This is a genomic window from Phycicoccus jejuensis (genome assembly GCF_000720925.1).
GTDB lineage: Bacteria > Actinomycetota > Actinomycetes > Actinomycetales > Dermatophilaceae > Phycicoccus > Phycicoccus jejuensis.
Window position 1 is genome coordinate 512,899 of record NZ_JOEE01000001.1, and the last position, 23,638, is coordinate 536,536.

Consider the following 23,638-nt stretch of genomic DNA (forward strand, 5'->3'; position numbering starts at 1 on the left):
TCAGAGCGCCCCGCCGACGATGAGGAAGTCGCCGGGGATGCCGGCGGCCGGGTCCGGCGCGTAGGCGCCCGAGCCGTCCGTCGTGCGGGGCGGCTCGGCGCTGGTGAATAGCTGCCGGTAGAAGACCGAGCGCGTCGCGTCGAGGGTGACGCTCGAGCGCGGCGGGTAGGTGCCGTCCGGGTTCTGCGGGATCGGGTTCATGAGCGTGCCCGCCGGGGGTAGCTGGCTCTGCGGAACCTTGCCGCCCACGAGGTCGGCCTTCGGCGGCACGCCCTTGAGGTCCTCGTACAGGCCGGAGTAGATGACGTCCGGGCCGGCGATGTCCTCGACGGGGATCGAGAGCCGGTCGTCGCGTGCGTGAATCTGCCTCAGCGTGAAGTCGGTCGCGGTGACCTTCTCGATCGTGATGGGGCCGCCGCCGGTCCCGCCGCCGCCCTGCTCGGCGAGGCGCAGGGCGTCCTCCGCCGCGGCGAGCGCCCGGGTGGACTGGGCCAGCGCGGTCTCGACGTCCAGGCCGGCGCTGATGGCGGCGAGCGTCGCCTCGGCGGAGAACAGTGGGCCGACCCACGTCACCCCGCCGTCGCCCGAGACGGTGATCGCGTCCGGGTCGAAGATCGCGTCCCAGTAGCCGTAGTCCTCGACGGCGATGTCGGAGAGGCCGACGCCCTCGGGGTAGCTGCGAGCCTGCAGGATGGCGCCCGGGCCGGGGCGCTTGACCTGGCCGGGGTTGGCCGGGTCGGCGATCTCGACGAAGTGCGCCGGGTTCGTCCGGGTGCCGAAGGTGGGCATTTCGGTCGTCCTCTCAGTTGCTGCGGTAGACGGCGTGGACGTAGAGGGTGCAGCCGGGGCCGATGCGGACGTTCGGGGCCGTCGCCGTGATCTCGAAGTCGCCGTTCTGCTTGATGACCCCGTGCAGTGCGAACGTCGCGCCGCTGGTGCCGCCCGTCGTGATCGACCCCTCGACCGGGATCGTCCGACGCGGCCGGGCGAGGGCGGGCAGGGTGCACATGCGGAAGTCGGTGATCCCGCCGCTCGCGGTCGCCAGCTGGCCCGAGCCGGACTTGAGGGTGCCGCGGATGTCGACCTCGACCATGCCGTTGAGGACGCTCCACGCGGTCCCCTGAGCGGACCAGTCGGTCGGCGTGGTCACGCCGTCCGTGCGGTCGCCCGTGTCGGCCTTGATGAGCTTCCACTCGCCGCCCTCGAGCAGCCAGACACCGTCGCGCCGAAAGACCACCTGCACGCCCTGCGCGTAGGCCGGATCGGGGTTGGAGACGCCGGTGTCGGCGTAGAGGGTCGAGACGCGAGCCACGCGGTAGGACTTCTGGGCCGCCAGGTCGAGGGTCTGGGACTCCCTGCGGGTGACCTCCCAGATGGGCCACCACGCGCCGCCGGCGGGGATGGGGATGGAGCCCTTGGTGTAGACCTCGAGGGACAGCGGCCCCTCCGGGTACCGGCCCTCGAGCGCCGGGTCGTACATCACGCCGATGCTGTAGGTCTTGGCCGGGTTGCCGGCCGTCACCGCAGGCAGGGTGAGGTCGTGCGCCTCGGTCACCTCGAGCTCGAAGCCCATGAAGTTGAGGCGGCTCGGGGCGCTGACTGTCGCGACGTTGGACGTGGACGAGAGCGTGAGGATGGTGCTCACGTCAACGCCCTGGTGCTGCCGGCGCAGCAGCTTCGACCACATCGCCGTCGTGATGTTCTTCTTGTTGATGGGGTACGACAGGGTCGTCATCGCGCCTGCACCTTCCGAATCGCCTTGCGCTGCTCGAGGAACTGCTTCTGGTCGCGGGTCAGGCCGGCGTCCGGGGAGCCGACGACGCCCGAGACGTCCTGGCCCTCCTTGGTCACGACGGTGGTCACCTGGCGCAGCCGGTCCGCGACGAAGTCGCCGTCGAGGTCGAGGCCGACGAGCGCGCCGAGCGGGACGTCGCGGCCGAGCCGGCGGCCCGGCACGTCGGGGACGGTCACACTGATGTCGACGGGGCTCGCCTTGTCGGCGAGCTCGTCGTCGCCGGCCTTGTCGAGCTCGGCCGTGTCGCTGGTGTTGCGCTGGTCGACGAAGGTCTCGATGCGCTGGGACCACAGGGCCTCGGCCGCCGCGTCGCCCCGCTCGCGCAGGATGCGCGCGGCTCCTTCGCCGCCGCCGCCGACGAGCGCGCGCGTCGCGCCCGGGGCCTGCACGGTGTAATCCCAGCCGTCGCCGAGGGAGCCCGGGCCGCCCTGCTCGTCCGTGCCGTACTTCGCCGTGGCCGACAGGTCGGGGCTGCTCTCGACCGCGACGACCAGGTCGGTGCCGTCCTGCGTGACCGTGACCCGCAGGCCGGCCGACTCCGCGATGTCGTGCATGAGCTGGCCGAGGTTGTCGAACCGGGCGGTGATCTTCCGGGCGCCGCCGCGGCCACTCGATGCGGGAAGGATCAGCCCGGGGACCCTGCGGTTCGCGAGCGCGCCCGGGCCGGCGTTCGCGTTGAGGAAGGCGAGCAGCACCGACTCGGCCGAGCCGCTGCGCACGTCGTAGTCGGCGGTCTGGTCCTCCCACGCTGCGCCGGGGGTGGGGTAGCAGATGCGCCCCCACGGCCAGACGAGGTCCGAAGCGAAGGTCGCGACGCCGGAGCCCTTGCCGCTCTTGCTGAAGTTGATCAGCGGGCCGGAGAAGCGCACGCCGTCCTCGTCCTCGAGGGTGCATCCGCCGCCCGGCGTGAGGAGGGAGCGCAGGTGACCGAGCGGGCCGGTGATCTGCAGTGAGTCCGGCTTGTTGCATCGCTCGACGAGCTCGAGCTTGTCGAGGTCGGAGAAGGCCGTCCCCTCGGTGCGCGCCGGCGAGCGGCCGCGCAGGGTCCACGAGGTCACCATGCCGACTCGTGCAGGCTCTCGCCGAAGACGCGCGCGTGTGATGCCGCCGTGGCTCCGGACATCTGGACGGTGATGGTCGTCTCGCCCGGGGGTAGCGGCCGCCACTTCGGCGAGGTGCCGACCTTCTCCCACGCGTCGACGCCGTTCAGCAGCGCGCGCTTCCGCCGGCCCGTCTCGAGCAGGAAGACGTCGCCGTCCGCGATGGGGCCGATGGTGACGTCGAGGCCGCCCGGCGAGGCGACGCGGGTGGTGGACGCCGGCCCGATGAGCTCGACGCTCGCAGGCGAGGGCACGCGCCCCGGGATCGAGAGCGGCATGTCCGCGCCGAGGGCGATGGCGGGGGACAGGCGCCGGGGCCACTCGTCGGCGGGATCGTCCGAGAGGAACGGGTCGTCCGTCGGCAGGCCGATAGACGGCGTCGTCCACGGCTCGCCGCGCCAGAGCGGGTCGACGGCGCGCAGCTTGACGTCGAACATCGACCAGTAGGTCGCGTTGCTCGCCGAGAAGCCCTCGGCACCTTCGAGGCCGTCGACGTAGTAGCACCGCAGCCGGCGCGTGCTGCCGTCCTGCCCGGTCGCGACAAGGTCGAGCGTGCCCTCGTCCGTCGCGTAGTCGTTGAAGTCGTACGACATCGCCTGGCCCAGCTCGTCGAGCTGGTCGAGGTGGGTCAGGATGCGCTGGTCCTTCGCCTCGACGAACAGCGGGATGACGACGTCGCGGGGGGCGCGGCGAATCTGCTCGATCCTCGCGCCGTCCATGCCGGGGTACTCGCGCTCGGTGAAGGTGCGCGGGGCCATGCGCAGCCCGGTCAGGCCGCTGAGAGCGACGTACGTCGTCGACCCGACGGACCCGTTGAAGATGGGCAGAGGCGCGCCGGTGGCGACGTCCACGAGGTCGAGGCGGCGGCGGTCGACGTCGGGCCGGATGACCGGAGCGCGGCCGCGCAGGAAGTTGACCCTAGCGAGGATCGGCACGTCGGCTCCTGTTCATCACGGGCCCCAGGTGGGGTGGAGTGCGGCCTCGCGGCGCTCGGCGGCCTTCGCCTCGCGGACGATCTCGCGAGCGTCGGTCGAGGGTGCGGTGACCTGGTAGACGACGCTGCGCCCGGGCGCGCTGGGCATCGGGATGTCGGACGGCCGCAGCCCGCCGTTGATCGCCTGCAGGAGCGGCTCCCAGATGGAGGTCGCTACCGGGTTGACGACCATCTCGCCGCCGGTGAGCGGCTGCTGCAGGGTGCGCCCGCCGGTCGCGAGCGGCCACAGCACGTTGTCGTAGCCGGGGTTGATGCCGGGCACCTTCCCGCCGGCGTACAGGCCCGGGACGCGGCCGCCCTCGTGCAGGCCGCCGACCGACGAGACGCCGGAGACGCGGATGTTCATGCTCCGGTACTTCGCCTTCAGCGCGGCCAGCGCGGCGTCCGCCGGGCTGGTGTTCGCGTTGACTGTCATCGAGGCCTCGGCGGCGCTGATCTTGCCCTTGAGGGTGCGCAGCTTGCCCTCACCGGGCTTGGTGTTGCCGCCGATGTCGACGGTGCCCTCGCCGCGGTTGATGAGCTTGATGATCCGGTCGAGCGCGTCGGCCGCCGGCACCCGGTCGCCGTTGATGGTGACCGTGCCGTCCGAGGCGTCGATGTTCTCGGTGAGGATCTTCAGGACTTCCTCGGCGTTCTTCTTCTCGCCGTTGATCGTCACCGTGCCGCCGGACTCGTCGACCTTCGCCGAGAACTTGTCCATATCCTCGGCCATCGCGACGGTCGCGTCGTGCACGCGCGCCTTCAGCAGCTCGGGGGCCGCCCAGGTGTTGACCTTGTCGCGCACGTCCTCGAGCGCGGCGGGCACGTTGGTGCGGATGCCGTCGGCGCCGTCCTGCGCGGCGGACGCGAGCTCGCGCAGGGACTCCGCCGCGCCGCTCGTGTCGAGGCCGGGAATCCAGTCGATCGCGTCGAGCAGGCTGGCGAAGGCGACGGCCAGGTTCGAGACGCCCTCGAGGCCCTGAGCCGTGAACTCCGACAGCGCGATTCCCGCGTCGATGGCGCCGTTGATGATGTCGAGGAAGAACTGGATGATCGGCTCGCGGTTGCGCGAGACCCAGTCGGCGGCCGCGTCGATCTGGTCGCCGAAGGCGTCCGCGAGCGCGCCCTTGATCCCGTCCGCCGCGACCTCGATGTTCCGCTGGGCGGCCTCGATCTTCGTCGCGCTGTTGTCGGCCATCGTCGCGAGCGCGCGGTCAGCTGCGCCGGCCGAGCCATTCACGCCGCCGAGGGCCTTCGAGACGGTGTCGAGGTCGAGGGCGAACAGAGCCGCGCCGAGGTCCTCGCCGGGCCCGCCGAACAGGTTGGCGATGACCGACTGGACGTTCTTCCCCTCGTCCTTCGACTCGCGCAGCGCGTCGAAGACCTTCCCCATCGCCTCGGTCGCCCGGGGTCCGCCCTCCTGGAAGGCCGCGACGGTGTCCTTCGCGTTCAGGCCCAGGTCCTTGAGCGCCTGGATGGCGGGGTCGGTGCCCTCGCGGGCGCGGAGACCGAGCTCCTTCAGCGCGTCGGCGACCTTGTCCGTGTCCCGGGCGCCGGCCTGCACGCCCTGCAGGATCAGCCCGAGCGCCTGCTCGCCGTTCAGGCCGGCGACCACCCACTGGTTGCTGTACTCGTTGAGGGTGTCGAGCAGGTCGTCGCCGGGCACCTTCTGCGACGCCACGGTGATGAGGTCGAAGGCCTGGTTCGCGTCCTTCACGAGGCCGGTCTTCAGCATGTTGCCGACGGCCTGGACCGACATCGGGATGTCGTACTCGAACAGGTCCTGCAGGCCCGAGAGCTTCGCGATGACGTTCTCGATCTCGGCGTCGGTCGCGTTCGAGTCGATGAGCCCACCGGCCAGCGCGCGCCGGGCGGTGTCGAGGTTGATCTCGACGGAGTCGCCGTAGGCGTTCGAGTAGGCCTCTCCCGCAGCGCGGCCGAAGCGGGCCGACGTCGCCTCGTCCAGCCCGGTCCGCGCCGAGAACAGGTCGCGCGAGGCGTCGACCTTCAGCCCGTCCTTGACCGCGGCGAAGAACGTCGCGCCGATGGCCGCACCGATGCCGACGACGGCACCCGCGATCGGGATGGTGCCGAGCGCGTCGATGATGCCCTTCGCCAGGCCCTCGCCCGCGTCCGCGCCGCCGGCCTCGCCGGCGTCGCCGATCTCGCCCTCGAGGTCCTTCACGGAGGCCTCGGCCTTGGACGTGTCGGCCGTGACGGTGACAGCGGCCTTCGCGCCCTGCAGCTCGCGCAGCGACGCCCGGGCCTCGCGGAGGCGCTTCTGCGCGTCCTTGATGTCGGCGGTGACGGTCGGCGTGACCTCGAGCGTGCGCAGCAGGCCGAGCTCGTTGGTGATGGACGCGATGGCCTTCTGGGCGTCCTTGATGCCCGCGTCGATGCGGACCTCGGTGCGCTGCTGCGTCAGGGTCTTGATCTCGCGCCGGACCTCGGCGATGTTCGCCTTGGCCGCCTCGATCTTCAGGTCGACCTCGGGCGAGGCCGGCTGCTTCTTCAGCTCGCCGAGCTCGCGCGTGAGGTCGGACAGTCGCTTCTTCGCCTCGTCGATCTGGACGTCGATGTCGGGCTTGACCTGCTGGGCGTCGAGCGCCTTCAGGTCCTTGGTCAGACCGTCGACCTTCTGGCCGGTCTTGTCCACGTCACGCGACAGGTCGGTCATGCCCTTACGGGCGCCGGAGACGCGGGCCTCGAAGATGGCGCGGACGGTACGGTCAGCCACGGGGCGCCCCCTTCTACTTCGCGGACTGCGGGCGGGTGGCGGACTTCTTGAGGGCGGGGTCGAGGCGCACGACGGTGAGGACGCCCTTCATGTCGCCGAGACCGTCCTTGCCGCGGCGCTTCTCCTCGGCCTCCATGACGGCGAGGGTGCGGAAGCACCGGCGGAAGGTCACGACGTAGGCGTGCTGGTTGTCGGGGTTCTGGCACTCGGCCGCGACGCCGCCGCAGCAGGTGCAGCGCCCGGCTGCGTCCTCGGCGTCGACGAGGTCGAGGGCCAGGGCATAGGCCCGGTCGTGCTCGTCGAGGTCGTCCCACTGGGACATCGACAGGCCCATCGCGCGCGCCACCCGCGCCTCGGCTCGAGCCGCGGCGTCGTCGTGCAGGTGGCGCGTCACCGAGGGAACGTGGTGGGGTTCCCCTCCCGCTGCAGGTCGAGCGCGGCCTCGAAGAACTCGCGCCACTGGCCGTCGGTCATCTCGTCGGCCCACTCGTCCCAGCGGTTCTCGACGGGCTCGCCGTCGAGGTCGGTGGTCGAGAGGATGCACGCCTGGATCAGCGCGTCGCCGAACGTGTCGACGTTGTAGCCGAGCTGCTGGTCGAGCGGGTCGTCATCGCGCGGCGGGTGCTCGAGCATGAGGCGGCGGTAGGTGCTGCGGCCCGAGCCGCCCTTGGCGCGCCGGGGCAGACCCTGCAGGGTGACGCGGACGACGCCCGAGGCGATGGTCGCCTTGAGCGGCTCCATCTGCTCTCGCACGGCGGCGAGCTGGGCCTCGAGGTCCTCGGCCGGCTGCGACATCCGGCGGCGCGCCGGGGGCTCGTCCTCCTCGCCGCGGCGGGCGATCTTGAGGGTGAGCTCGCTCTCCTGCGCGGCCAGGCGCTTGACCTCGGCCTGCGCCTCGGGGTGGAAGGTGTGGAAGTGGTTCAGGACGGTGGTCCGCATGGTGCTCCCGGGCTGAGGGCTGAGGGCTGAGGGGCTGACAGGTGGGCGCGCGACTCAGCCCGGGCCGCGCGCCCACCCGCTCGTCAGGCGGCGGTCAGCGCGACGTCCGCCCACTCCTGCTCGACCGAGACGACCGAGGAGAACTTGAGGTCCTCGTCGCCGCTGGTCGGCTGGTTCTTGTAGCGCGACTGCACAGCGCCCTTGGCGAGGTCGATCTTCGTCGCCGTGGTCGGGGTGTCGCCCGAGAACCACCCGAAGGCCTGCGCGACGTAGACCTCGGCGCCCTTCGGCATCGCGTCGTAGGCCTTGTTGATCGCGGCGCCGTCGGCGGCCTGCTGGTCGTAGACGGCGCTCACCGTGACATCGACCGTCTCGCCGATGACGACGTTCTGGGCGACGGCCTGCGAGAGGCGCTGCCGGGTGCGGGTCTGCGGCGAGCGCGAGACCGACACGTCGCCGGCGTCGAGGTAGCCGTCGATCTGCACGACCGTGGGGTCGGTCAGGACCGAGAGGGGGATCGAGTAGGTGCCGTCCGTCGGGTCCTGGTCGACCAGCGCGGCGGGGATGATCCAGATAGGGGAGTGGCTGCCAGCGGTGACGCCCTCCATCACGGTGACGCTCATGCGTGCTCCTCAGCGGTGACGCCCGGGAGGGTCCCGGGCTGGTGGGTGGTGTCGGCCGTGGCCGTCTCGAGGGCCGCGACCTTCGCGGCCTTCGTGCTGGCGCCGGCGAGGTCGACGTCGTGGTCGACCGCGTAGGCGTCCAGCTGCTTGTGCGTCCAGTCGGTGACCGGGGCGCCGGCGGGGTAGTCCCGCCCGCCGAGGGTGAGCACCGCAGGCGCCACGCTCTCGACGCTCGGCGTGCCGACGACCTCCCATCCGGCCTGCCGGGCGGCGGCCGCAGAGACGACGGACTCGCCTCGCTCGGTGCGGACTCGGACGATGTCGTTCGGGTTCTGCATGGGCTCAGCCCTTCCGGATGGCGGTGTACTCGAGGACGGCGGACACGCGCGTCGGGTCGCTGTTCGGCTCGGTGGCCGGCTCGAGGGCGACGGTCTGGCGCAGCGTGCTGCCCTTGCCCGGCAGTCGCAGCCCGGCGAGGATGCGGTCGACGTCGTCCGCGACGTCGAGCGCGGTCGCGACGTCGTGGCCGACGCAGTAGACGAGGACGCGAGCCTCGCCGCCGGAGCGGCCGCCGCTGGCCCGGGTGTACCGGCCGAGCGTGGGCACGGGCAGGAGGACCGCGGCCGGTGCGACCCAGCCGTCCTCGGTCCTCGGGAGGTTCTTGGCCGGGTGGTCGGCGACGTGCACGCCGCCGTCGGCGAGCGCCTTCTTGATGAGGGCGACGTCGGAGGAGGTGCTCACAGGTCCCTCGCGATTCCGTCTCGGAGGCGCTCAACCTCGAGGACGAGCTTCGGGCCCCACTCGCGCGCGGCCGGGCCGACGAAGGGGTTCGGTGCCATCTCGGAGGTCCCGTACTCCTGGAATCGCGAGTAGAACTCGGACGAGGTGACCTTGGCGACCGCGCCCTGGCGCTCGAGGCGCAGGCCGCCGCGCAGCTTGCCGCTGCGCACCGGGGCGTAGAGCTCGGCGTCGTGCAGCGCGCCGCGGCCGACCTCGTCGACGAGGCGCTCGGCCCGCTGCTCGACGGTCGAGGCGGCGCGACGCAGGCGGGCCGCGTAGGCGGTGAACTCGTTCATCGCTGCCACCGACAGGCGACGAGCATCTCGACGGGGTGGGTCGCGTCGTCGAGCGCCGCGCGCGTCACCCAGAGGTAGGGGCGACCGGTGATCGCGACGCGGTCGTCGGGCTCGATGCCGGTCACGTCGTGGGCCAGCTGCAGGACGGGGGACTCGGGGGTGACGGCCTCGCCGGCGACGATGGTGCGCGAGGCGGCGCCCTCCTCGTCGAAGTGGCAGGCGACGCCGGTGTGCACGGCGGTCCAGCTCGTCCCGTCGTGCCGCTCGATGGTGCACGTCAGGGTGCGCAGGGAGGCGGCGTGCGCGCGCATCACGGGCAGCGCGGCGGTGATGGCCGCGCCGATCACGGCAGGGCCACCAGGCGGTAGCGGTCCATCGACGCGAGCTGCTCGGGTCCGACGGCGGACTCCCAGCGGACGGAGTGCGCGCCCTTCGTGACCTGCGAGACGCCGCCCCGGCCGGCCGCGCCGACGAGGGACTTCGCGATGGCGACGAGCTCGGCGGGGAAGGTCTCGAAGCCGTGCGTCATGGTGACCTCGACGCCGCGGAACTTCGTGGTCCAGCCGCCGCGGATCATGCCACTGGCCGACCACTCGGGGTCGCGCACGGTGGCGCCAGCGTTCTTCACGCTCGCGACCGCGACGACGCGCTGCGTCGGCAGGATGAGGATGCCGGCGCCGGGGCCGTCGAGGACGACGGTCTCCGTGTGCTCGGGTCCGACGTGCCACCCGCAGTAGCCCCGGATGGCGGCGATGGCTGCCGCCCACTCGGTCTCGTCGAGACCGGCCGGGACCGGGGCCACTGCGGGGTAGGGCATGGCGCTTACCGGCCCCGGCGGCGCGACGTCTTGGACGCCGGGCGCTCGTCGACGACGGGCTCCTCGACGACCGGCTCGCCGGTGGGCGTCTCGGTCTGCTCGACGACGGGCTCGGGCTCGACGACGGCCTCGGAGGTCACGGGCTCGCCCGGGGTCGGGGTGTCGTTCGGGGCCGGCGTCCCCTGCGGGTCGGGGAGCTCGTCGGGGATGGGCTCGCGGCGCGCGGGCCCGGCGTCGCGGTTCTCCTGGAACCACTGCTCGGCCGGCACGACCTCGGAGGCGTCGATGTGCTTCGGGAGGTTGTCGGCGTCGTACTGCACGCCCTGGTGGATGACGGGTCGCATGGATGCTCCTCGAGAGAGGTGGGAGAGGGGGTGGCCGGGCCCGACGTCGCGAGGACGGCGAGCCCGGCCGGTGGCGGTCAGGCCGCGGTGAGGTCCGTCTTCACGAGCAGGGAGGCGTTGAAGACGTTCGCCTCGGCCTCGGTCTCGCCGAGGATCGTCAGGCTGTTGCGGATGAACTGGTCGTTCACCCACCCGGTCATGACGTTGATGCCGCCCGAGACGTAGAGCTCGATCTGCTTCAGGTCTCCGGTGTAGGAGAAGCCCGAGGGGATCGCGGCCGAGACGACGAGCGGGGTCCGCCACGCCGACTGCAGCTGCTTCGGGCCCTCGCCGGCCGCGGTGAAGGCCGCGGCCATCGCCTCGAGGTCGAGGGTCTCGGCGTCGGCCGCCGACACGAGCGTGCCGATGGGGCCGCCGCCGAGCTGCGCCTGCGCGTACTGCGCCTTCGTGATCGCCTTGCGCATGGTCGTGCGCAGGTCGGTGTTGAAGGCCTGCACCTGGACGCCGGTGGCCGCCGCGAGCGCCGCCGCGACGCGGGCCTGCATCTTGGCGCGGATGCCGTTCACCAGGTAGGTGTCGATGCGGCTGCGCAGGGTCGGGTTGTGCCCGAGCGCCTGGTTCGTCACCGGGACGTGCTGGGCGATCGTCTTCAGGGTGAAGTCGACCGGGTCCCACACGAGGGTCGCCTCGGGCTTGAGCGCGCCCTCGGCGACGATCTCGGCGGCGTCGGTCCACGTCGAGGTGAACGTCTTCACCGCCTGCGGGCTGTCGTTGATGACGGTGATCGCGTCGAAGAGGTCGAAGACCGCGAGCTCGAGCGGCGCGACGCGGACAGCGGGGTTCGCGAGGCCCGGGTCCGTGACGAGCGCGTTCTGGATGTCGAGCCGGGCGGCGTCCATCTGGACCCGCTGGTTCGACGGGATCTGCCCGTTGTAGGACGCGAGCATCCGCTTGTAGGCGGCGCTGTTGACGAACTGCTCGCCGAGCGAGCCCTTCGCCTTGCCCGGCTCGTCCGCGCCGGCGCTGGGAGCGTCGCCGAGGTCGGAGAGGTCCGCGAGGGCGGCGCGGTCGGCCGCGGCGCGCTCGTGCTGGGCCTTGAGGTCGGAGGCCTCGGCGACGAGCTCGTCGAACTTCGCGCGCTCGTCGTCGGTGAGGGGCCGGTCCTCGGTCTTGGCCTTGTTGTGCAGCTCGGTCGCGGCCTGCTTCGCAGCCGCGTACCGCTCCAGGATGGTCGCCATGAGGGCGTCCTTTCTCGGGATGGGGTGGATGGCGGCTCAGAGGTCGAGCAGAGCCAGGGTGAGCGACGGGTCGAAGCGCGCGTGCGCCTGCCCGTCCTCCGCCGACGAGGGGGTGTCGGCGGGGGTCTTGGTGTCCTCGATGCGGTCGGCGAGACCTGCGTCGACGGCCTCCTGCGCGGAGTACCAGCGGTCCTCCTGCAGGCGGTCGAGCCACACGGCGGCGTCCTCGCCCGTCTTCGCCGCGTAGACCTCGGCGATGTCCAGGGTGAGGTTGTCGAGGAGGTCGGCGAGCGCGCGCAGGTCGGTCGCGTTGCCGACCCCCACGCCCCACGCGGCGTGCAGCATCATGCGGCTGCTCGGCATGACGACGGTCTCGTCGGCGGAGACCGCGAGGAAGGACGCGGCCGAGGCGGCGAGGCCCTCGACGACAGCGACGACGCGGGCGGAGTGCGACCGCAGCGCGTTCATCATCGTGACCGCCTCGAAGACCGAGCCGCCGTAGCTGTTGATCCGCAGCTCGATCGTGTCGACCTCGTCGCCGAGCGCGTCGAGCTCGGCGGTGAGCTCGGTCGCGGACAGGCCCCACGGCCCGCCCCAGTCGTCGACGTCCTGGTAGATGCGGATGGTCGCCTTCGACCCGGTGACCTTCACCGGGGGCACGGCGTTGAGCGGCTGCATGTTGCGCAGGCGCTGGCGCTGGGTCGCGAGCAGCTGGGTGTCGTCGGGCATTACGCTTCGCCTCCGAAGTCAGGGCCGGGCAGGGCGAGGTCTGCACCTGCGTCGTTGATGAGCTGTCGGGCCTCGGCGGTGGTGATGACCTTGTCGACGCCGAGGTAGACCTTCTGGACGACCTCGGCGGGGCTGGGGGTGCGGCCGGAGCCGGAGGCGCCGGAGCCACCCGACGCGCCGCCGCCGTTGGCCGGCTTGTCGGGGGATGAGTCGGTGGCGGACGCCTGCCCGCCCTCGAGGACGTTCAGCGGCACGATGAGCTCGTCGGTGCCCTCGATGTGGGGCAGGTTGAGCCGGCGGCGCGCCTCGGCGCGGGTCATGATCGGCCCGCCGGTGGTGGTCTGGAAGATGCGCGCCTGGTCCTCGAACGCGAGCCGGAGCTTGGCCGCGACATTGAACTCGACGAACATCTCGTCGGGGTCCGCGAGCTGCGGCACCAGGCGCATGTTGAAGGCCTGGTCGAGGCGCTCGAACCACGTCCCGAGGGTGTCGCTGTAGAGCATCTCCCGGTAGCCGGTGACGCTGTTGTAGGACGACTTCGCATCCTGGCCGACCATCTGTGGCGGGATGTGGAAGGCGTTGGCGACCTCGGCGATGGAGAGCTTGCGCGACTCGAGCTGCTCGCCGTTCTCGGGGGTGATCCCGGTCGCGAGCTCGTGGTACTCCATGCCGTCCTCGAGGATCGGCGTCCGGCCGGCGCGCACGCCGCCGGAGGCGTACCGCTGCCACCCGGCGGTGAACTTGTCCCGGGCGTCGGGGCTCCACCCGCCGGCCTCCTTCGGCCGGCCGATCCAGCCGGGCATCCGGCCGCCGTTCTGCCACAGGTCGCGCCGGTAGCTGGCCGCGAGCTCGGCCTCGGCGAGGATGCCGCGCAGCGACTCGATCGGCGAGGTGTTCTCGTCGGAGGGGTAGCCGTCGATCCACAGAGCGCGGTCGAGGGGGATCGAGAACGCGGTCCCGTCGCTGCGGAACGCGGTGATCGAGGTCGGCAGCTTCGTCGAGTCCCGCTCGAACTTCCACGTCGCCGGGGGCATCCGGACGATGCGCGCCCGGCCGTCCTCGCCGACGATGACCACGGCCGCGTAGCGGTCGCGCAGGCAGACATCGAGGACGAGCGTGTGCATGAGCTCGTAGGCCGTCAGCCGGGGCGGGTCGGGCATCCGCACGGCCCGGGCGAGGGGGTGGGTCGCGGGGAGCTTGTCGCGGTCGCCGTTCGCCTTGCGCCCGAAGGCGTGCATCGGGACCTGCGCGATGTTCTCGGCGAGGAAGGACGTCACCATCCGGAGGTGCGGCTGCTTGCGCCACAGCTCGTCGATGCTCTCGGTCTCGCTGGCCGCCTTGTAGGCGCGCTGGTCGACGGGGACGAGGGCGTCCGTCATCGAGTAGGTGCGGTCCGAGATGGTGACCGGCAGGCCGTCGACGTAGTACGTGATGGTGCCCACGTCACATCACCTGCAGGAAGACGACGCGGGGACGCTCGAGGACGACGGTGCCGTCGATGCGCTGCTCGCCGCCGGGGATGCGCACGACGGCGTCGACGAGGACGAGCAGCGGGCCGCGCCGCGACATCACGACGCCCTCGAAGGATGAGCCGTCGTCGAGCTGGGCGAGTACGCGCTGCTTGACGACGGGCCGCCACGTCCACCAGCGGAGGGCGCCGAGCCCGGCGAGCACGAGGAGGACGAGCAGGACGCAGGCGGTCGGGAGCACGGCGGGCCCTCCTCTCAGACGAACATCGGGTCGTGGTCTTCGTACGCGGAGCGGGTGGTCTGGGCCTCGCCCTCGCCGGCGAGGGCAGCGGCCAGGGCGAACAGCGGGGCGGTGTTGGACGAGGACGAGCGGCGCGACCACGGATCGGTGTCGCCGGCGACGCGGGCGGCGAGGCCGTCCACGGCCTTGACCATCTCGGGCTGCCCGCGGTGTCGGAACGTGCCGTCGGTGACGGCCTGCTCGATGGTCTGCTGGGCCTGGACGAACGCGGCCGCCTTGACCTCGACGACCGTCACGCCGGCCCGCTCGAGGTCGGCGCGCCAGGCGAGCGCGGGCGACTTCGGCGGGAAGTGCAGCGGGACGCCGTGGCCCTCGGCCAGCTGCTTCCCGATCTCGACCACCTGGCCGAGGTCGTGCGTCGGGACCCAGTAGCGGATCGCGCCGTGGCGCATCCCGTCGGCGCGGCGGCCGGAGACGGAGAAGCACACCGAGCGGCGGTCGAGCGGCGCGTCGACACCGAGCGTCAGGGACTCGTCCGTCGCCATCGAGGTCCCGTCGATGAGCTCGCCCCAGCGCGTCGTCGAGATGGGCCCGTCGCCGCCCTTGACCTTCGGCCAGTGGACCCACTGGTTCATGTAGCCGCGGCGGAAGCCGTCGATGCCGGAGCCGAAGCCCTCGTCGACGTCCGCGCCGCCGCGCTCGGCCTTGTCCAGCCGGGCGAGCAGGTCGGCCTTCGTGATCGTGTGGCCGAGCGCCGGCAGGTACTGCGCCCACACGGCCGGGTCGCGATAGTCCGCCTCGTCGGGGACCGACCACTCGAGGTAGCAGGTCCGCGACTTCTTCTGCTTCGCGGCCTTCCGGCCGGCGACGACCTTCCCCGCGAGGAAGGTCGACTTCTCGTTACCGACCGTCGAGATGATGTAGGTCTGCGCCGAGCCGGTCGAGCCGCGGGTGATCGTCGCCGCGTCGACCGCCTGCTCGACGAGGTCGTCGGTGTGCACGAAGGCCTCGTCGATGACCGGCATGTCGAGCACGTCGCCGTGCGAGGCGTCCTCGGTCGGCGGGTCGATCTGCAGGTAGGAGCCCGTGCCGAAGGCGATGTGCTCCCCGTTGTTGTTCATCGAGAGCTTCCACTCGTTCTGCCGCTTCGGCCTGGCGCGCGAGTCCTGCGGCACCTCGGCGAGCGTCCGGGCCCGGCGCAGGATCGGTGCGAACTCCCGTTCGAGCTTGCGGCGCGCCATCTTCCCCGACTGCGCGATGTAGGTGCAGGTCTGCGGGCCGAAGGCCTTGGCGAACAGCACGCACCGCAGGACGAACAGCACGAGGATGAGCGTCGTCTTCCCCGACTGCCGGGGCACGGTGATGATGACCTCTCGGTACCAGAGGCCGCCCGTCTTCGGGTCGATCTCGAGGGCGACGTCCGCGGCGTGCTGCTGCCACGGCATGAACGGCTTCCCGATGCGCCTCGCGACGGTGCCGGCGTGGCCGCCCCACGTCTCGCGCTTCGGGTTGCGCGGCGTGCCGATCCTCGGAGGGACGAGCTCAGCCGGCGCCGGGGACGAGGTGGAGCTCGCCCCAGCCGCCTTCCTCGTCGCCGTCTTCGGCACTGGTCGCCTCCCGCAGCTTCTCCATCGTCACGCGCAGGGCGTTGACGAACGGGGCGATCGAGGCCGTGCCCGACTGCGTGCGCGGCGGGTCGTCGATGTTGGACGCGAGCTCGAGCGCGGCGGCCGCGAGGACCTCGGCGTACGGGTCCAGCTCGCCGAGCGAGTCGATCCAGTCGGACGTCTTCGCGTGCACCGAGGTCATGCCCACCGCCCCCTCGAGGCCACTCCGGCGGCCGTTCAGAGAGAGAGCGGAAGCGGCCGGGGTCTTCCGTCGGTCGGGGGGCTCACAGAATCTGGACCCCCCTCGGGGTCAGGGCCAGTCGTACCCGGTCCCTCGTCGCGCGTTGCCTGCCTTCGCACCCGCGCTGTAGTTGCACGTACTCGCTTCTGGTGCGAGCGGCGCGCTGCTGTCCCCGTCGACCGTGTGGCCGGCCGTCCAGGTGGCGGGCTTGCCGTCTCGGTGGGGCGGGTGTTGGGCGAGGGTGTGACCGCAGCGCCAGCACGTCGTCGTCGGGTCGGTGTTCGCCTGGTCGCGCACGCGTCGTGCTCGGACGTGGTAGTCGCCGCGGTGGTGGGCGCCCTTGGTCTTCGCCACGACTCCCGCCTCCCGCGTTGTCCTGCGTGCCCGGCCCGCCGCCGCCGCGCGTCTCGTGCACTCCGGGAAGGCTGCTCGAGGCGGCACCGCATGTCGGAGGTGAGGGGTCGTGGGGCTGACGGCGGGCCGGGCATGCAGAACGCCCCCGGAGGAGAGGGGTCTCCCGGGGGCGCTTCTGGATCCGGGCACGCCGGATCGACGAGCCCACTATGAGGCCGCTTGTGCCGTCCCGTCAAGTGCGGCGCGGGAGCGGGTGACCTTCCAGTCGGTGTAGGCGTCGCGGAAGGGGAGGCACTCGGTGCACTCGACGAGCTCGGTGTGGGCGTCGAGGGTCCAGTGGCGGGGCTTGGTGACGTCGTGTTCGGTGCACCACTGGACGTGCTGGCCGAGCATGTCGAGGCTGCCGTGGTCGGGGTCGCCGGTGCGGTCCCAGGTGTCGCCGCAGCTGGTGCAGACGGCGAGCTCGTCGTCGAGGCGGATGCGGAGGGTGTCGGACTCCCAGCAGGTGGGGCAGGGCGCGCCGTGAGGCCGTAGGGGTGGTGAGTCCCAGTGGGTGACGAGGCGGGCGGCGGCCCACCAGGAACGGACGCGGGGGTGGGTGCTGGCGCCGACCTGGCCGGAGATGGCGAGGAGGCGGTCCTCGAGGGGGAGAGTGGGGACGATGGTGCGGGTGCGGGGTTCCTGCTCGATGCCGAGGTCGACGGCGAGGGCGTGGGACTCGCGGTCGATGCGGCCGAGGGTGTCGAGCGCCTCGAGGTGCGCGGCTGGCTTCGACTTGGCGGTGCTGGCGGCGGCGTCACTGTCGGAGCGGCTGGAGGAGTCGCCGGCGGCGGCGCGGATCTGGGAGAGGAGCGAAGGGTGGTGCACGGTGTGGGTGGTGCGGCGGGGGCGCCACACGCCGTCGGCGTGCTTGGCGGGCTGGGTGACCTCCTCGTGGGTGGCGTAGGGCTGGACGAGCTCGCGGATGTGGTCGGCGGCCAGCATGGGTGGGCGGGTCATCGAGTCTGCTCCTGATGGTCGATGCGAAGGTGGTCGTCGAGGAGGACGCGGGCGACGGCTCGGAAGCGGCAGCCGGGGTGCGGGCAGTGGTAGCCGCCGGTGGGTTCAGACGTGGTCATCGGCTTCCTCTCGTCGGTCGTCAGTACGGGGGTGGGGCGCCGGCGATCTGGAACGGCTGGAAGCGAACCTCGGCGCGCCAGGCGGGGTGGGCCTCGGGTGGTGGGTCGCCGCAGCGGTGGGTGACGAGGACGCGCACGCGGTGGCTGTTGTTGCCGGCGATACGGGCGGCGGAGCGGTGGTAGAGCCCGTCGTCGGGGTGCTCGCTCCAGGTGGGCAGGCCGGCGACGACGGCGAGGAGCTCGCCGTAGGGGGTGGTGGGGGTGGGCCAGCACGCGATGGTGATGCCGAGGTCGGTGATGGCGGCGGTGACGGCGAGGCGGCACGCGCGGCAGGTGGCTGCCCGGGGCTTGCGTCCGATGCCGGCCTCGTCGAGGTGGCCGTCGGCGATGAGGTGGGCGGTGACGCGCTCGCGCTGGGTGGTGGTCATCGGTCGACGACCTCGCCGGTGGTGGCGTCGACGACCTGCCCGGTCTGGTGGTCGTAGAGGAGCTTCCCGCCGGCCATCGGGGTGCGCCTGGCTCCGACCCCGGTGGGGGCGGTCTCGGGTGCTGCACCGGGGTTGGGGGACCGGGGTACTTCGTACCCCCCGGTCAACCCCACCACCCCGGTTGGTTCTGCCGGGGTTGGCAACCCCGGTCCAACCCCGGTTGCAACCCCAGTAGTGGAAGGGGGTGGGAGGAGCTCGTTGAACGGGGTGTCGAGGGTGTGCAGCGACTTCTGGCCGTGCTTGGTGACGGTGACCCACCCCTCGTCGACGAGGGCCTTGAGGGCGGTCTTGAGGTGGCGCACGTCGCCGGTGACGGCGCCGAGAACCTCGTTGCGGCCGGCGCCGGGGTTGTCGGCCAGCCACCCGGCGATGCGGCCCATGTAGACGGTGGGGCGGAACGCCTTGGGCTCGTGGGTGTCGGCGTCGTAGGTGGTGGGTGCGGTGAGCTCGAGGGTGACGTCGGAGCCGTCGGTGTTGGACGTGATGGCGAGGTCGCCGAACCAGTGACCGGCCTTCCCGGGGGCGGAGGCGCCGCGGACGGTGCCGAGGCGGTCCTTGTCGACGTGGAGCCTGATCTTGCCGGCCTGGCCCTTCCCGAACGGGGTGACGGGCTCGGCGCGCAGGGTGCAGCCGGTGGTCATGGCGCGCTTGGCCTGGGCGCCGATGCCGCCGTTGGTGCCGTGCTCCTTGTCCTTGGGGGTGTGGTCGATGTAGACGACGGCGGGCCCGCGGGCGGCGATGGGCTTGAGGACGTGCTGCATGAACGTGGTGGCGTCCTTGTTGTCCTTGAGGTCGAGGCCCTGGAGGGTCATGGCGGCGTTGAACCCGTCGACGACGACGAGGGTGGGTGCCCAGGTGTCGAGGTGCTCGGAGAGGTCGAGGCCGGTCTCGGCGAGGGGGTGGAACGGCTCGTCGGGGTTGATGTAGGCGACGTGCTCGCGGACCTCGGTGCGGGTGAGGCCGATGGCGAGGAGGCGGGCGGTCATGCCGCGGTCGGAGTCCTCGAAGTCGATGACGGTGACGTGCTGGCCTTCGTCGACGGCCTGGCGGACGGCGTGGAGGGCGACCCAGGTCTTGCCGGACTCGGAGGGGCCGATGATGCCGTTGACGCGGCCGGGGTAGAACGCGTGGTGGCCGTCGTCGCGGGTGAGGTGGGCGGGCTGCTCGGGTGGGGTGTCGTCGTCGAGGGCGGCGTCGAGGTCGCGGGGCCACCAGGTGGTGTGGGTGTCCTCGGCGGGCTCGTCAGTCGTGGAGGTGGCCCCGGCCGTCGCATCGGGAGCACTCGCGTTCGCCGTCCCAGTCGTCGACGATGCCGGAGCCGGCGCAGACGTGGCAGGTGGCGAGACGGTGCTCGTCTTCGGGGCAGCTGGTGGTGGTGTCGTCCACTGGGTGGCGCTCCTGTCGATGAGTCCGGCGAACGGGTCGTCGCACGGGTCGATGTCGGGGGTGGTGGGATGGGCGCCGGCGGCGATGTCGACGGCGCCGGTGACCATGCGGTCCCACTCGGCCTCGGCGTCGCCGGGGCGGCGGTCGGCGCCCACGGCGGCGAGGAACGACCCGCGAGCCCGTTCGAGGGCGGCGGTGAGGCCGTGGTGTCCTTCGCCGGCGAGCCAGGCGAGGCGGTTGGTCAGGCGCAGGGCGGCGTCGTGGCGGCCGCCCTCGTGGGTGGTGACGAGGTCGGCCAGTCCTCGGGTCAGGGCGTCGTCGATGCGCCGGCACGGGTGGCCGGCGGGGCGCGCGCCGACCCACGCGACGATGTCGTCGCGGCCGAGCCCGGCGTGGGGCTGGTCCGCGGACAGCTCGCCGCCGGTGAAGTGCGCGACCCAGGCTTCGGGCAGGTCGGGCAGGTCGTCGGGGTGGGGGATGTCGTGGGCGGTGACGACGCCGTCGGGGGTGTACCAGCGGTAGGTGCCGCCCTTGGGGTGCAGCGAGGGCCACACGACGGCGTAGCGGTGGTCGTGGCGGATGGTGTCGATGCCGGGGCCGAGCCCGCCGGGCCAGCGCAGGCCCTCGGGGACGCGGTACAGGCGGATGCCGGAGGCGCCGTCGTCGCGGCTGGTGGTGCGCCACGTCGGGGGGAGGGCGCCGAGGGTCTGCTCGAGCTGGGCGAGGACCAGGGCGCCGGGCTTGCCGTCGTAGTGGTCGACGTCGACGCCGATGACGTGCGGGGGCAGGCGGAGGGCGATGTTGCCGTCGGGGCGCTCCTCGGTCCAGGCGTGGACGTCGGCGCCGGACGGGGTGGCGCCGCGGGCGCCGGTCCACCCGGTGGGGACGGGGGCTTTCTGGCCGGCGGGCAGGGGGAGGACGGCCCAGCCGTTGCGGTGGTAGGTGAAGGCGGCGGCCGCGAAGGGGCCGGGCGCCGGGGTGGTGGTCGTGTCGGTCACGCTCACGTCGTTCCTGTCGTCTGGGTCGTGCTCGAGAGGTCGGGGGCTGCGGTGACCCGGGCGCCGATGTCGGCGGCGAGCTGGCCGCACGAGTCGCACACGAGGAACACGGGCCCTCCGTCGCGGAAGTCGACGAGGAGGACACCCAGGGCGCCCCATCCGCACGACTCGCACCGGTCGATGGGTGGGTCTGGCTGCTCGCTCACGAGGTCACCCCCAGGGCCTGCGGCAGGGAGCGCACCCAGGCGACGAGGTCGCGGGCGCCCTCCTTGCGCAGGTCGAACCACGGTGCCCAGCGCCACGCGCCCTTGAACTTGCCGTCGACCCACACGGCCGCGGCCCGGGCGCTGGCCGGGGCGAGCTCCACGCGCACGATGACGGACTCGACGACGGCGGCCGGGGCGCCGTAGCGGTCGACGTCGGTGCCGCGGGCGTACCGGGCGGTGGCGGTCCATCCGGCCTCGTCGGCGGCCTTGAGGAGACGTCGGGCACCGGTGGGGACCTCCTGCGGGGTCGCCTCCCGGGCGGGCACCTGCGGCGCTGGGTGGGTGTTCACGTCCTGCTCCCTGCTCATGGTTGGGTGGTGGGTGCTCGCGGCGGCCGGTCGCTCGGCACAGTGGGGCCGGCCGCCGCGGCGCTCAGGAGGTCACCCGGCCCTCACCTCGGGGTGGCCGCCGACGCCGATGGGCGACGCGAGGTCGAGGTGCTGGCGGTCGCGGAGCGCCTGGCGTTCGGTGACGCCGGTGCGGCGCGCGATCTGGTGGTCGCTGGCGCCTTGGGCGACCAGCCGCCGGACGACCTCGAGCCGGTCGGCGCGGGACAGCACCTCGGGCAGGTCTCCGCTGAGGACTCGAACGACCGCCGTCTCGTCGTGGGTCGGGACGACGTCGAGCTCGCCGCGCTCGTGGGCGCGGATGGTCTCTTCCCAGCACTGACCGCAGGCGACGGCGCCGACGATGGTGCGGCGGTCGCCGTGATCGCAGGTGATGGACGCGGCCAGGGGGTGGGAGCGGGTGAACCACGCCGAGCGACCGGCGTTGGTGCCGACGGTGCCGGTGCGCTTGGCCTTGACCTGCTTGGCCAGGGTGGTGGCGTCGCGGAGGGTGAGGGTGGAGTCCTCGACCATGTCCTGCGCCTCGCGGGGCAGCTCGAGGAGGAGGAGCCGGGCCTTGACGAGGGCGGCGCTGTAGCCGGTGGCGCGGGCGATGTCGACGGACACCATGCCCTCGTTGCGCAGCTGCCTGAACGCGCGGGCCTGCTCGAGCGGGGTGAGCTCCTTGTGCATGGCGGTGGCGAGCATGGTGGCGACGACGTCGCGCTTGCCGCGCCCGGTGGTGACGAGGCAGGGGAGGACGGGGACCTGCGCGAGGCGGGCCGCGGCGAGGCGACGGTGGCCGTCGGTGACGACGAGCCGGCCGCCGGTCTCGTTGACGATGAGGGGCTGGAGGATGCCCTGGACGCGGATGGACGCGGCGAGGTCCTCGACGTCGACGGTGGCGTCGTCGCGGACGTTGGCGGCGTTGGCGACGAGGTCGCCGATGGGGACGCCGCGGAGGGTGACGTTGCCGGCCATCAGGCGCTTCTCCTCTCAGCTGGGAGGTTGAGGAGGTAGTCCTCGACGAGGGCGCGGCTGGGGAAGCCGCGGGGCGGGCAGTCGCGGCCGGTGCGGTTGGCCCAGGAGCGGACGTCGGCGGCGGTGATGTCGTTGGCGGCCATGAGGTCGCGCAGCGCGCCGAGGGTGTCGTGCCCGGTGTGGGCGCCGGCGATGTTGGCGGCCGGGCGTGGGGTGGCTCCGACGAGCGCGATGCCCTTGTCGACGGCGCGGATGCCGATGGTGAGGCGCTCGGCGACCTGGTCGCGGGTGAGGCCGGTGAGGTAGAGCTCGCCGGCGGCGCGCAGGACGGAGTCGGGGTGGCGGTTGCCGCCGCCGGAGTTGCTGGCCCGGTCGTCACGGAGGGTGACGCCGGCGACGAGGAGGTTGCGGCGGACGGTGGCGTTGCCGCGGCCGAGCTGCTGGGCGATCGCGGGGATGCTGAGGCGCTTCTCGACGTAGAGGTCGACCATGCGGGCGACCTCGTCCGCGGGGATGGCGCGCTTGTGGTTGCGCCCGGGCTGACGCGGGGTGTGGCCGGCGGCCTTGACCGCGTGGAGTATGGATGCGCTGGAGACGCCGTACTTGGCCGCGACGTCGACGCTGGAGCCGCCGGCGAGGTAGTCGGCGACGGCGGCGGCGTGGTCGAACTTGGGGAGCCGGGAGACGTTGCCGTGGATGCCTCGTGCGCGCAGGGCGCGACCGATGGTCTCGCGCGGTGCGGCCATCCGGGCGGCGACCTCGTTGACGGTGAGGCCTTCGCCGCGCAGGGCGACGGCCTGGTCGATCTGCTCGGCGGTCAGTGCGTGGGAGCGGCGGGTGGTGTCGATGACGATGCCGGCCTCGCGCAGGATCATGCGCACGGTGCGGACGTTGCGGCCGCCCTCCTCGACGATGGCGGCGATGGTGGAGCCGGCCCGGTAGGCGTCGGCGATGGCCTCGCGCTCGGCTGGTGGGACGCGGCGCGGGTCGACGGTGCGGGTGCGCTCGGCGGCAGCCTTCTTGGTGCGGGGTGCGGACCCGGTGCCGGCAGCGCGGTACCCGGCGCGCTCGAGCTGCTGGGGGGTGAACTCGATGATGGGCTTGCCGCGGAAGGGGCTGCGGGCGAGGGGGTCCGGGCGGGGCCTGCGCTCGAGGACGTGGACGCCGCTGCCGCGGGTGGGGAGGGGGACGCCGCGGGTGTCGGGGATGGCGGCGCCGGTCCGGCCGTGGTTCTGCATCAGGCAACTTCCTTCGTGGTCCAGGCGACAGCGTCCATCGCGGCGAGGTGCCCCTTGGGAAGGTCGTCGACGGGGGCGCCGAGGTGGCGGGCGCCCATGGCGGCGAGGACGAGGGCGTCGGCCTCGTCGTTGGACTTGACGTCGACGTGCGGGTACCGGCGGGCGACGGCGAGGAGGACGGCGTCCTTACTGGCGTTGCCCTTGCCGGTGGCGTAGCGCTTGAGGGTCGAGGGCGGGACCTCGACGACGCGGACGCCGTCCTGGTCGAGCCGGTTGACGGTGAGCCACCAGAGGCCGGCGCGTTCGAAGGTGCCGGACTGGGCTCGCTGGCCGAGGCTGGGGCCCTCGATGACGACGAGGTCGATGCGGTCGAGGCAGGTGACCTGGCTGGTGATGGCGTCGAGCCGGGTGAGTCGGCCGGTGATGGTGTCGGGTCCGGGCTTGGTGCCGTGGGTCCAGGTGTCGACGACGAGCCGGTCGTCGGTGTCGATGAGGGCGAGGCCGGTGGCCGCGAGGGAGAGGTCGAGGCCGAGAACGCGGGTCATGGCTGTCCT

Annotated in this window: 28 protein-coding genes; all 28 read right to left on the bottom strand. The window is 72.5% G+C overall.

Features of this window, described 5'->3' with window-relative positions:
* The 28 genes from IG69_RS0102475 to IG69_RS19890 all read right to left on the bottom strand — a co-directional run bounded on the left by IG69_RS0102475 (position 1) and on the right by IG69_RS19890 (position 23,629).
* A complete protein-coding gene (locus tag IG69_RS0102475) occupies positions 1-789 on the bottom strand; it encodes a hypothetical protein (RefSeq protein WP_030526601.1) in 789 nt (262 codons plus the stop codon).
* A gap of 13 nt (positions 790-802) precedes the next feature.
* A complete protein-coding gene (locus tag IG69_RS0102480; protein ID WP_030526602.1) occupies positions 803-1,735 on the bottom strand; it encodes a hypothetical protein in 933 nt (310 codons plus the stop codon).
* Entirely contained in the window at positions 1,732-2,856 is a 1,125-nt protein-coding gene (locus tag IG69_RS0102485; protein ID WP_030526603.1) for a Gp37-like protein, read from the bottom strand. The genes IG69_RS0102480 and IG69_RS0102485 overlap by 4 nt, the downstream gene beginning before the upstream one ends.
* On the bottom strand, positions 2,850-3,830 hold the full coding sequence (locus tag IG69_RS0102490; RefSeq protein ID WP_030526604.1) for a phage tail family protein: 981 nt from the start codon (positions 3,828-3,830) through the stop codon (positions 2,850-2,852). Before IG69_RS0102490 ends, IG69_RS0102485 begins: the two co-directional genes overlap by 7 nt.
* A 15-nt stretch (positions 3,831-3,845) precedes the next feature.
* Complete coding sequence (locus IG69_RS20800; RefSeq protein ID WP_051750070.1) at positions 3,846-6,605, bottom strand: hypothetical protein; 2,760 nt, start codon at positions 6,603-6,605, stop codon at positions 3,846-3,848.
* Positions 6,606-6,618: 13 nt separating this feature from the next.
* The gene (locus IG69_RS0102500; protein ID WP_030526606.1) at positions 6,619-6,999 is read right to left on the bottom strand and encodes a hypothetical protein; all 381 of its coding nucleotides are present in this window, start codon (positions 6,997-6,999) and stop codon (positions 6,619-6,621) included.
* Positions 6,996-7,544 carry a hypothetical protein gene (locus IG69_RS0102505; protein WP_030526607.1) on the bottom strand — a complete coding sequence of 183 codons (549 nt, stop codon included), beginning with the start codon at positions 7,542-7,544 and terminating at the stop codon, positions 6,996-6,998. Before IG69_RS0102505 ends, IG69_RS0102500 begins: the two co-directional genes overlap by 4 nt.
* Before the next feature lie 83 nt (positions 7,545-7,627).
* Positions 7,628-8,167 (bottom strand): hypothetical protein, encoded by a 540-nt coding sequence (locus IG69_RS0102510; RefSeq protein WP_030526608.1) that lies wholly within the window; start codon positions 8,165-8,167, stop codon positions 7,628-7,630.
* Entirely contained in the window at positions 8,164-8,505 is a 342-nt protein-coding gene (locus IG69_RS0102515) for a hypothetical protein (RefSeq protein WP_030526609.1), read from the bottom strand. The genes IG69_RS0102510 and IG69_RS0102515 overlap by 4 nt, the downstream gene beginning before the upstream one ends.
* 4 nt (positions 8,506-8,509) lie before the next feature.
* On the bottom strand, positions 8,510-8,908 hold the full coding sequence (locus IG69_RS0102520) for a hypothetical protein (protein WP_030526610.1): 399 nt from the start codon (positions 8,906-8,908) through the stop codon (positions 8,510-8,512).
* A complete protein-coding gene (locus tag IG69_RS0102525) occupies positions 8,905-9,243 on the bottom strand; it encodes an HK97-gp10 family putative phage morphogenesis protein (RefSeq protein ID WP_030526611.1) in 339 nt (112 codons plus the stop codon). Before IG69_RS0102525 ends, IG69_RS0102520 begins: the two co-directional genes overlap by 4 nt.
* A complete protein-coding gene (locus tag IG69_RS21975) occupies positions 9,240-9,590 on the bottom strand; it encodes a hypothetical protein (RefSeq protein ID WP_036828696.1) in 351 nt (116 codons plus the stop codon). Before IG69_RS21975 ends, IG69_RS0102525 begins: the two co-directional genes overlap by 4 nt.
* Positions 9,587-10,060, bottom strand: a complete 474-nt coding sequence (locus IG69_RS21980; RefSeq protein WP_157577287.1) for a hypothetical protein — start codon at positions 10,058-10,060, stop codon at positions 9,587-9,589. The genes IG69_RS21975 and IG69_RS21980 overlap by 4 nt, the downstream gene beginning before the upstream one ends.
* Before the next feature lie 5 nt (positions 10,061-10,065).
* Positions 10,066-10,404 (bottom strand): hypothetical protein, encoded by a 339-nt coding sequence (locus tag IG69_RS19875; RefSeq protein WP_036828699.1) that lies wholly within the window; start codon positions 10,402-10,404, stop codon positions 10,066-10,068.
* Positions 10,405-10,481: 77 nt separating this feature from the next.
* Positions 10,482-11,642, bottom strand: coding sequence for a phage major capsid protein (locus IG69_RS0102540; RefSeq protein ID WP_030526613.1), 1,161 nt, complete (start codon positions 11,640-11,642; stop codon positions 10,482-10,484).
* Positions 11,643-11,678: 36 nt separating this feature from the next.
* Complete coding sequence (locus tag IG69_RS19880) at positions 11,679-12,371, bottom strand: head maturation protease, ClpP-related (protein ID WP_051750075.1); 693 nt, start codon at positions 12,369-12,371, stop codon at positions 11,679-11,681.
* Positions 12,371-13,813: a phage portal protein gene (locus IG69_RS0102550; RefSeq protein WP_051750077.1), complete on the bottom strand. Its 1,443-nt coding sequence runs from the start codon at positions 13,811-13,813 to the stop codon at positions 12,371-12,373. The genes IG69_RS19880 and IG69_RS0102550 overlap by 1 nt, the downstream gene beginning before the upstream one ends.
* Before the next feature lies 1 nt (position 13,814).
* Positions 13,815-14,081 carry a hypothetical protein gene (locus IG69_RS0102555; protein ID WP_084696527.1) on the bottom strand — a complete coding sequence of 89 codons (267 nt, stop codon included), beginning with the start codon at positions 14,079-14,081 and terminating at the stop codon, positions 13,815-13,817.
* Positions 14,082-14,095: 14 nt separating this feature from the next.
* Positions 14,096-15,526 carry a terminase large subunit domain-containing protein gene (locus IG69_RS19885; RefSeq protein WP_157577289.1) on the bottom strand — a complete coding sequence of 477 codons (1,431 nt, stop codon included), beginning with the start codon at positions 15,524-15,526 and terminating at the stop codon, positions 14,096-14,098.
* A gap of 97 nt (positions 15,527-15,623) precedes the next feature.
* Complete coding sequence (locus tag IG69_RS0102565) at positions 15,624-15,890, bottom strand: hypothetical protein (protein WP_157577291.1); 267 nt, start codon at positions 15,888-15,890, stop codon at positions 15,624-15,626.
* A 600-nt stretch (positions 15,891-16,490) separates the two neighbouring features.
* The gene (locus IG69_RS0102570) at positions 16,491-17,282 is read right to left on the bottom strand and encodes a DUF7341 domain-containing protein (protein ID WP_157577293.1); all 792 of its coding nucleotides are present in this window, start codon (positions 17,280-17,282) and stop codon (positions 16,491-16,493) included.
* A 139-nt stretch (positions 17,283-17,421) separates the two neighbouring features.
* Entirely contained in the window at positions 17,422-17,829 is a 408-nt protein-coding gene (locus tag IG69_RS0102575) for a hypothetical protein (protein ID WP_030526618.1), read from the bottom strand.
* On the bottom strand, positions 17,826-20,273 hold the full coding sequence (locus tag IG69_RS0102580; RefSeq protein ID WP_030526619.1) for a bifunctional DNA primase/polymerase: 2,448 nt from the start codon (positions 20,271-20,273) through the stop codon (positions 17,826-17,828). The genes IG69_RS0102575 and IG69_RS0102580 overlap by 4 nt, the downstream gene beginning before the upstream one ends.
* 2 nt (positions 20,274-20,275) lie before the next feature.
* On the bottom strand, positions 20,276-20,479 hold the full coding sequence (locus tag IG69_RS22430; protein ID WP_030526620.1) for a hypothetical protein: 204 nt from the start codon (positions 20,477-20,479) through the stop codon (positions 20,276-20,278).
* Positions 20,476-20,847 carry a hypothetical protein gene (locus IG69_RS0102590; RefSeq protein WP_157577297.1) on the bottom strand — a complete coding sequence of 124 codons (372 nt, stop codon included), beginning with the start codon at positions 20,845-20,847 and terminating at the stop codon, positions 20,476-20,478. Before IG69_RS0102590 ends, IG69_RS22430 begins: the two co-directional genes overlap by 4 nt.
* A 72-nt stretch (positions 20,848-20,919) precedes the next feature.
* Positions 20,920-21,846, bottom strand: coding sequence for a ParB/RepB/Spo0J family partition protein (locus IG69_RS0102595; RefSeq protein ID WP_030526622.1), 927 nt, complete (start codon positions 21,844-21,846; stop codon positions 20,920-20,922).
* Positions 21,846-23,084: a hypothetical protein gene (locus tag IG69_RS0102600; RefSeq protein WP_030526623.1), complete on the bottom strand. Its 1,239-nt coding sequence runs from the start codon at positions 23,082-23,084 to the stop codon at positions 21,846-21,848. The genes IG69_RS0102595 and IG69_RS0102600 overlap by 1 nt, the downstream gene beginning before the upstream one ends.
* Entirely contained in the window at positions 23,084-23,629 is a 546-nt protein-coding gene (locus tag IG69_RS19890) for a RuvC family protein (RefSeq protein WP_051750079.1), read from the bottom strand. Before IG69_RS19890 ends, IG69_RS0102600 begins: the two co-directional genes overlap by 1 nt.
* Positions 23,630-23,638 lie beyond the last annotated feature (9 nt).

Excerpts from the sequence above, each read along its gene's own strand:
- IG69_RS0102475 (WP_030526601.1), bottom strand. The coding sequence starts at position 789 with ATGCCCACCTTCGGCACCCGGACGAACCCGGCGCACTTCGTCGAGATC.
- IG69_RS0102480 (WP_030526602.1), bottom strand. The coding sequence starts at position 1,735 with ATGACGACCCTGTCGTACCCCATCAACAAGAAGAACATCACGACGGCG.
- IG69_RS0102485 (WP_030526603.1), bottom strand. The coding sequence starts at position 2,856 with ATGGTGACCTCGTGGACCCTGCGCGGCCGCTCGCCGGCGCGCACCGAG.
- IG69_RS0102505 (WP_030526607.1), bottom strand. The coding sequence starts at position 7,544 with ATGCGGACCACCGTCCTGAACCACTTCCACACCTTCCACCCCGAGGCG.
- IG69_RS0102510 (WP_030526608.1), bottom strand. The coding sequence starts at position 8,167 with ATGAGCGTCACCGTGATGGAGGGCGTCACCGCTGGCAGCCACTCCCCT.
- IG69_RS0102515 (WP_030526609.1), bottom strand. The coding sequence starts at position 8,505 with ATGCAGAACCCGAACGACATCGTCCGAGTCCGCACCGAGCGAGGCGAG.
- IG69_RS0102525 (WP_030526611.1), bottom strand. The coding sequence starts at position 9,243 with ATGAACGAGTTCACCGCCTACGCGGCCCGCCTGCGTCGCGCCGCCTCG.
- IG69_RS21980 (WP_157577287.1), bottom strand. The coding sequence starts at position 10,060 with ATGCCCTACCCCGCAGTGGCCCCGGTCCCGGCCGGTCTCGACGAGACC.
- IG69_RS19875 (WP_036828699.1), bottom strand. The coding sequence starts at position 10,404 with ATGCGACCCGTCATCCACCAGGGCGTGCAGTACGACGCCGACAACCTC.
- IG69_RS0102540 (WP_030526613.1), bottom strand. The coding sequence starts at position 11,642 with ATGGCGACCATCCTGGAGCGGTACGCGGCTGCGAAGCAGGCCGCGACC.
- IG69_RS19880 (WP_051750075.1), bottom strand. The coding sequence starts at position 12,371 with ATGCCCGACGACACCCAGCTGCTCGCGACCCAGCGCCAGCGCCTGCGC.
- IG69_RS19885 (WP_157577289.1), bottom strand. The coding sequence starts at position 15,526 with ATGCCGTGGCAGCAGCACGCCGCGGACGTCGCCCTCGAGATCGACCCG.
- IG69_RS0102565 (WP_157577291.1), bottom strand. The coding sequence starts at position 15,890 with ATGACCTCGGTGCACGCGAAGACGTCCGACTGGATCGACTCGCTCGGC.
- IG69_RS0102570 (WP_157577293.1), bottom strand. The coding sequence starts at position 17,282 with ATGACCCGCCCACCCATGCTGGCCGCCGACCACATCCGCGAGCTCGTC.
- IG69_RS0102575 (WP_030526618.1), bottom strand. The coding sequence starts at position 17,829 with ATGACCACCACCCAGCGCGAGCGCGTCACCGCCCACCTCATCGCCGAC.
- IG69_RS0102590 (WP_157577297.1), bottom strand. The coding sequence starts at position 20,847 with ATGAGCAGGGAGCAGGACGTGAACACCCACCCAGCGCCGCAGGTGCCC.
- IG69_RS0102595 (WP_030526622.1), bottom strand. The coding sequence starts at position 21,846 with ATGGCCGGCAACGTCACCCTCCGCGGCGTCCCCATCGGCGACCTCGTC.
- IG69_RS0102600 (WP_030526623.1), bottom strand. The coding sequence starts at position 23,084 with ATGCAGAACCACGGCCGGACCGGCGCCGCCATCCCCGACACCCGCGGC.
- IG69_RS19890 (WP_051750079.1), bottom strand. The coding sequence starts at position 23,629 with ATGACCCGCGTTCTCGGCCTCGACCTCTCCCTCGCGGCCACCGGCCTC.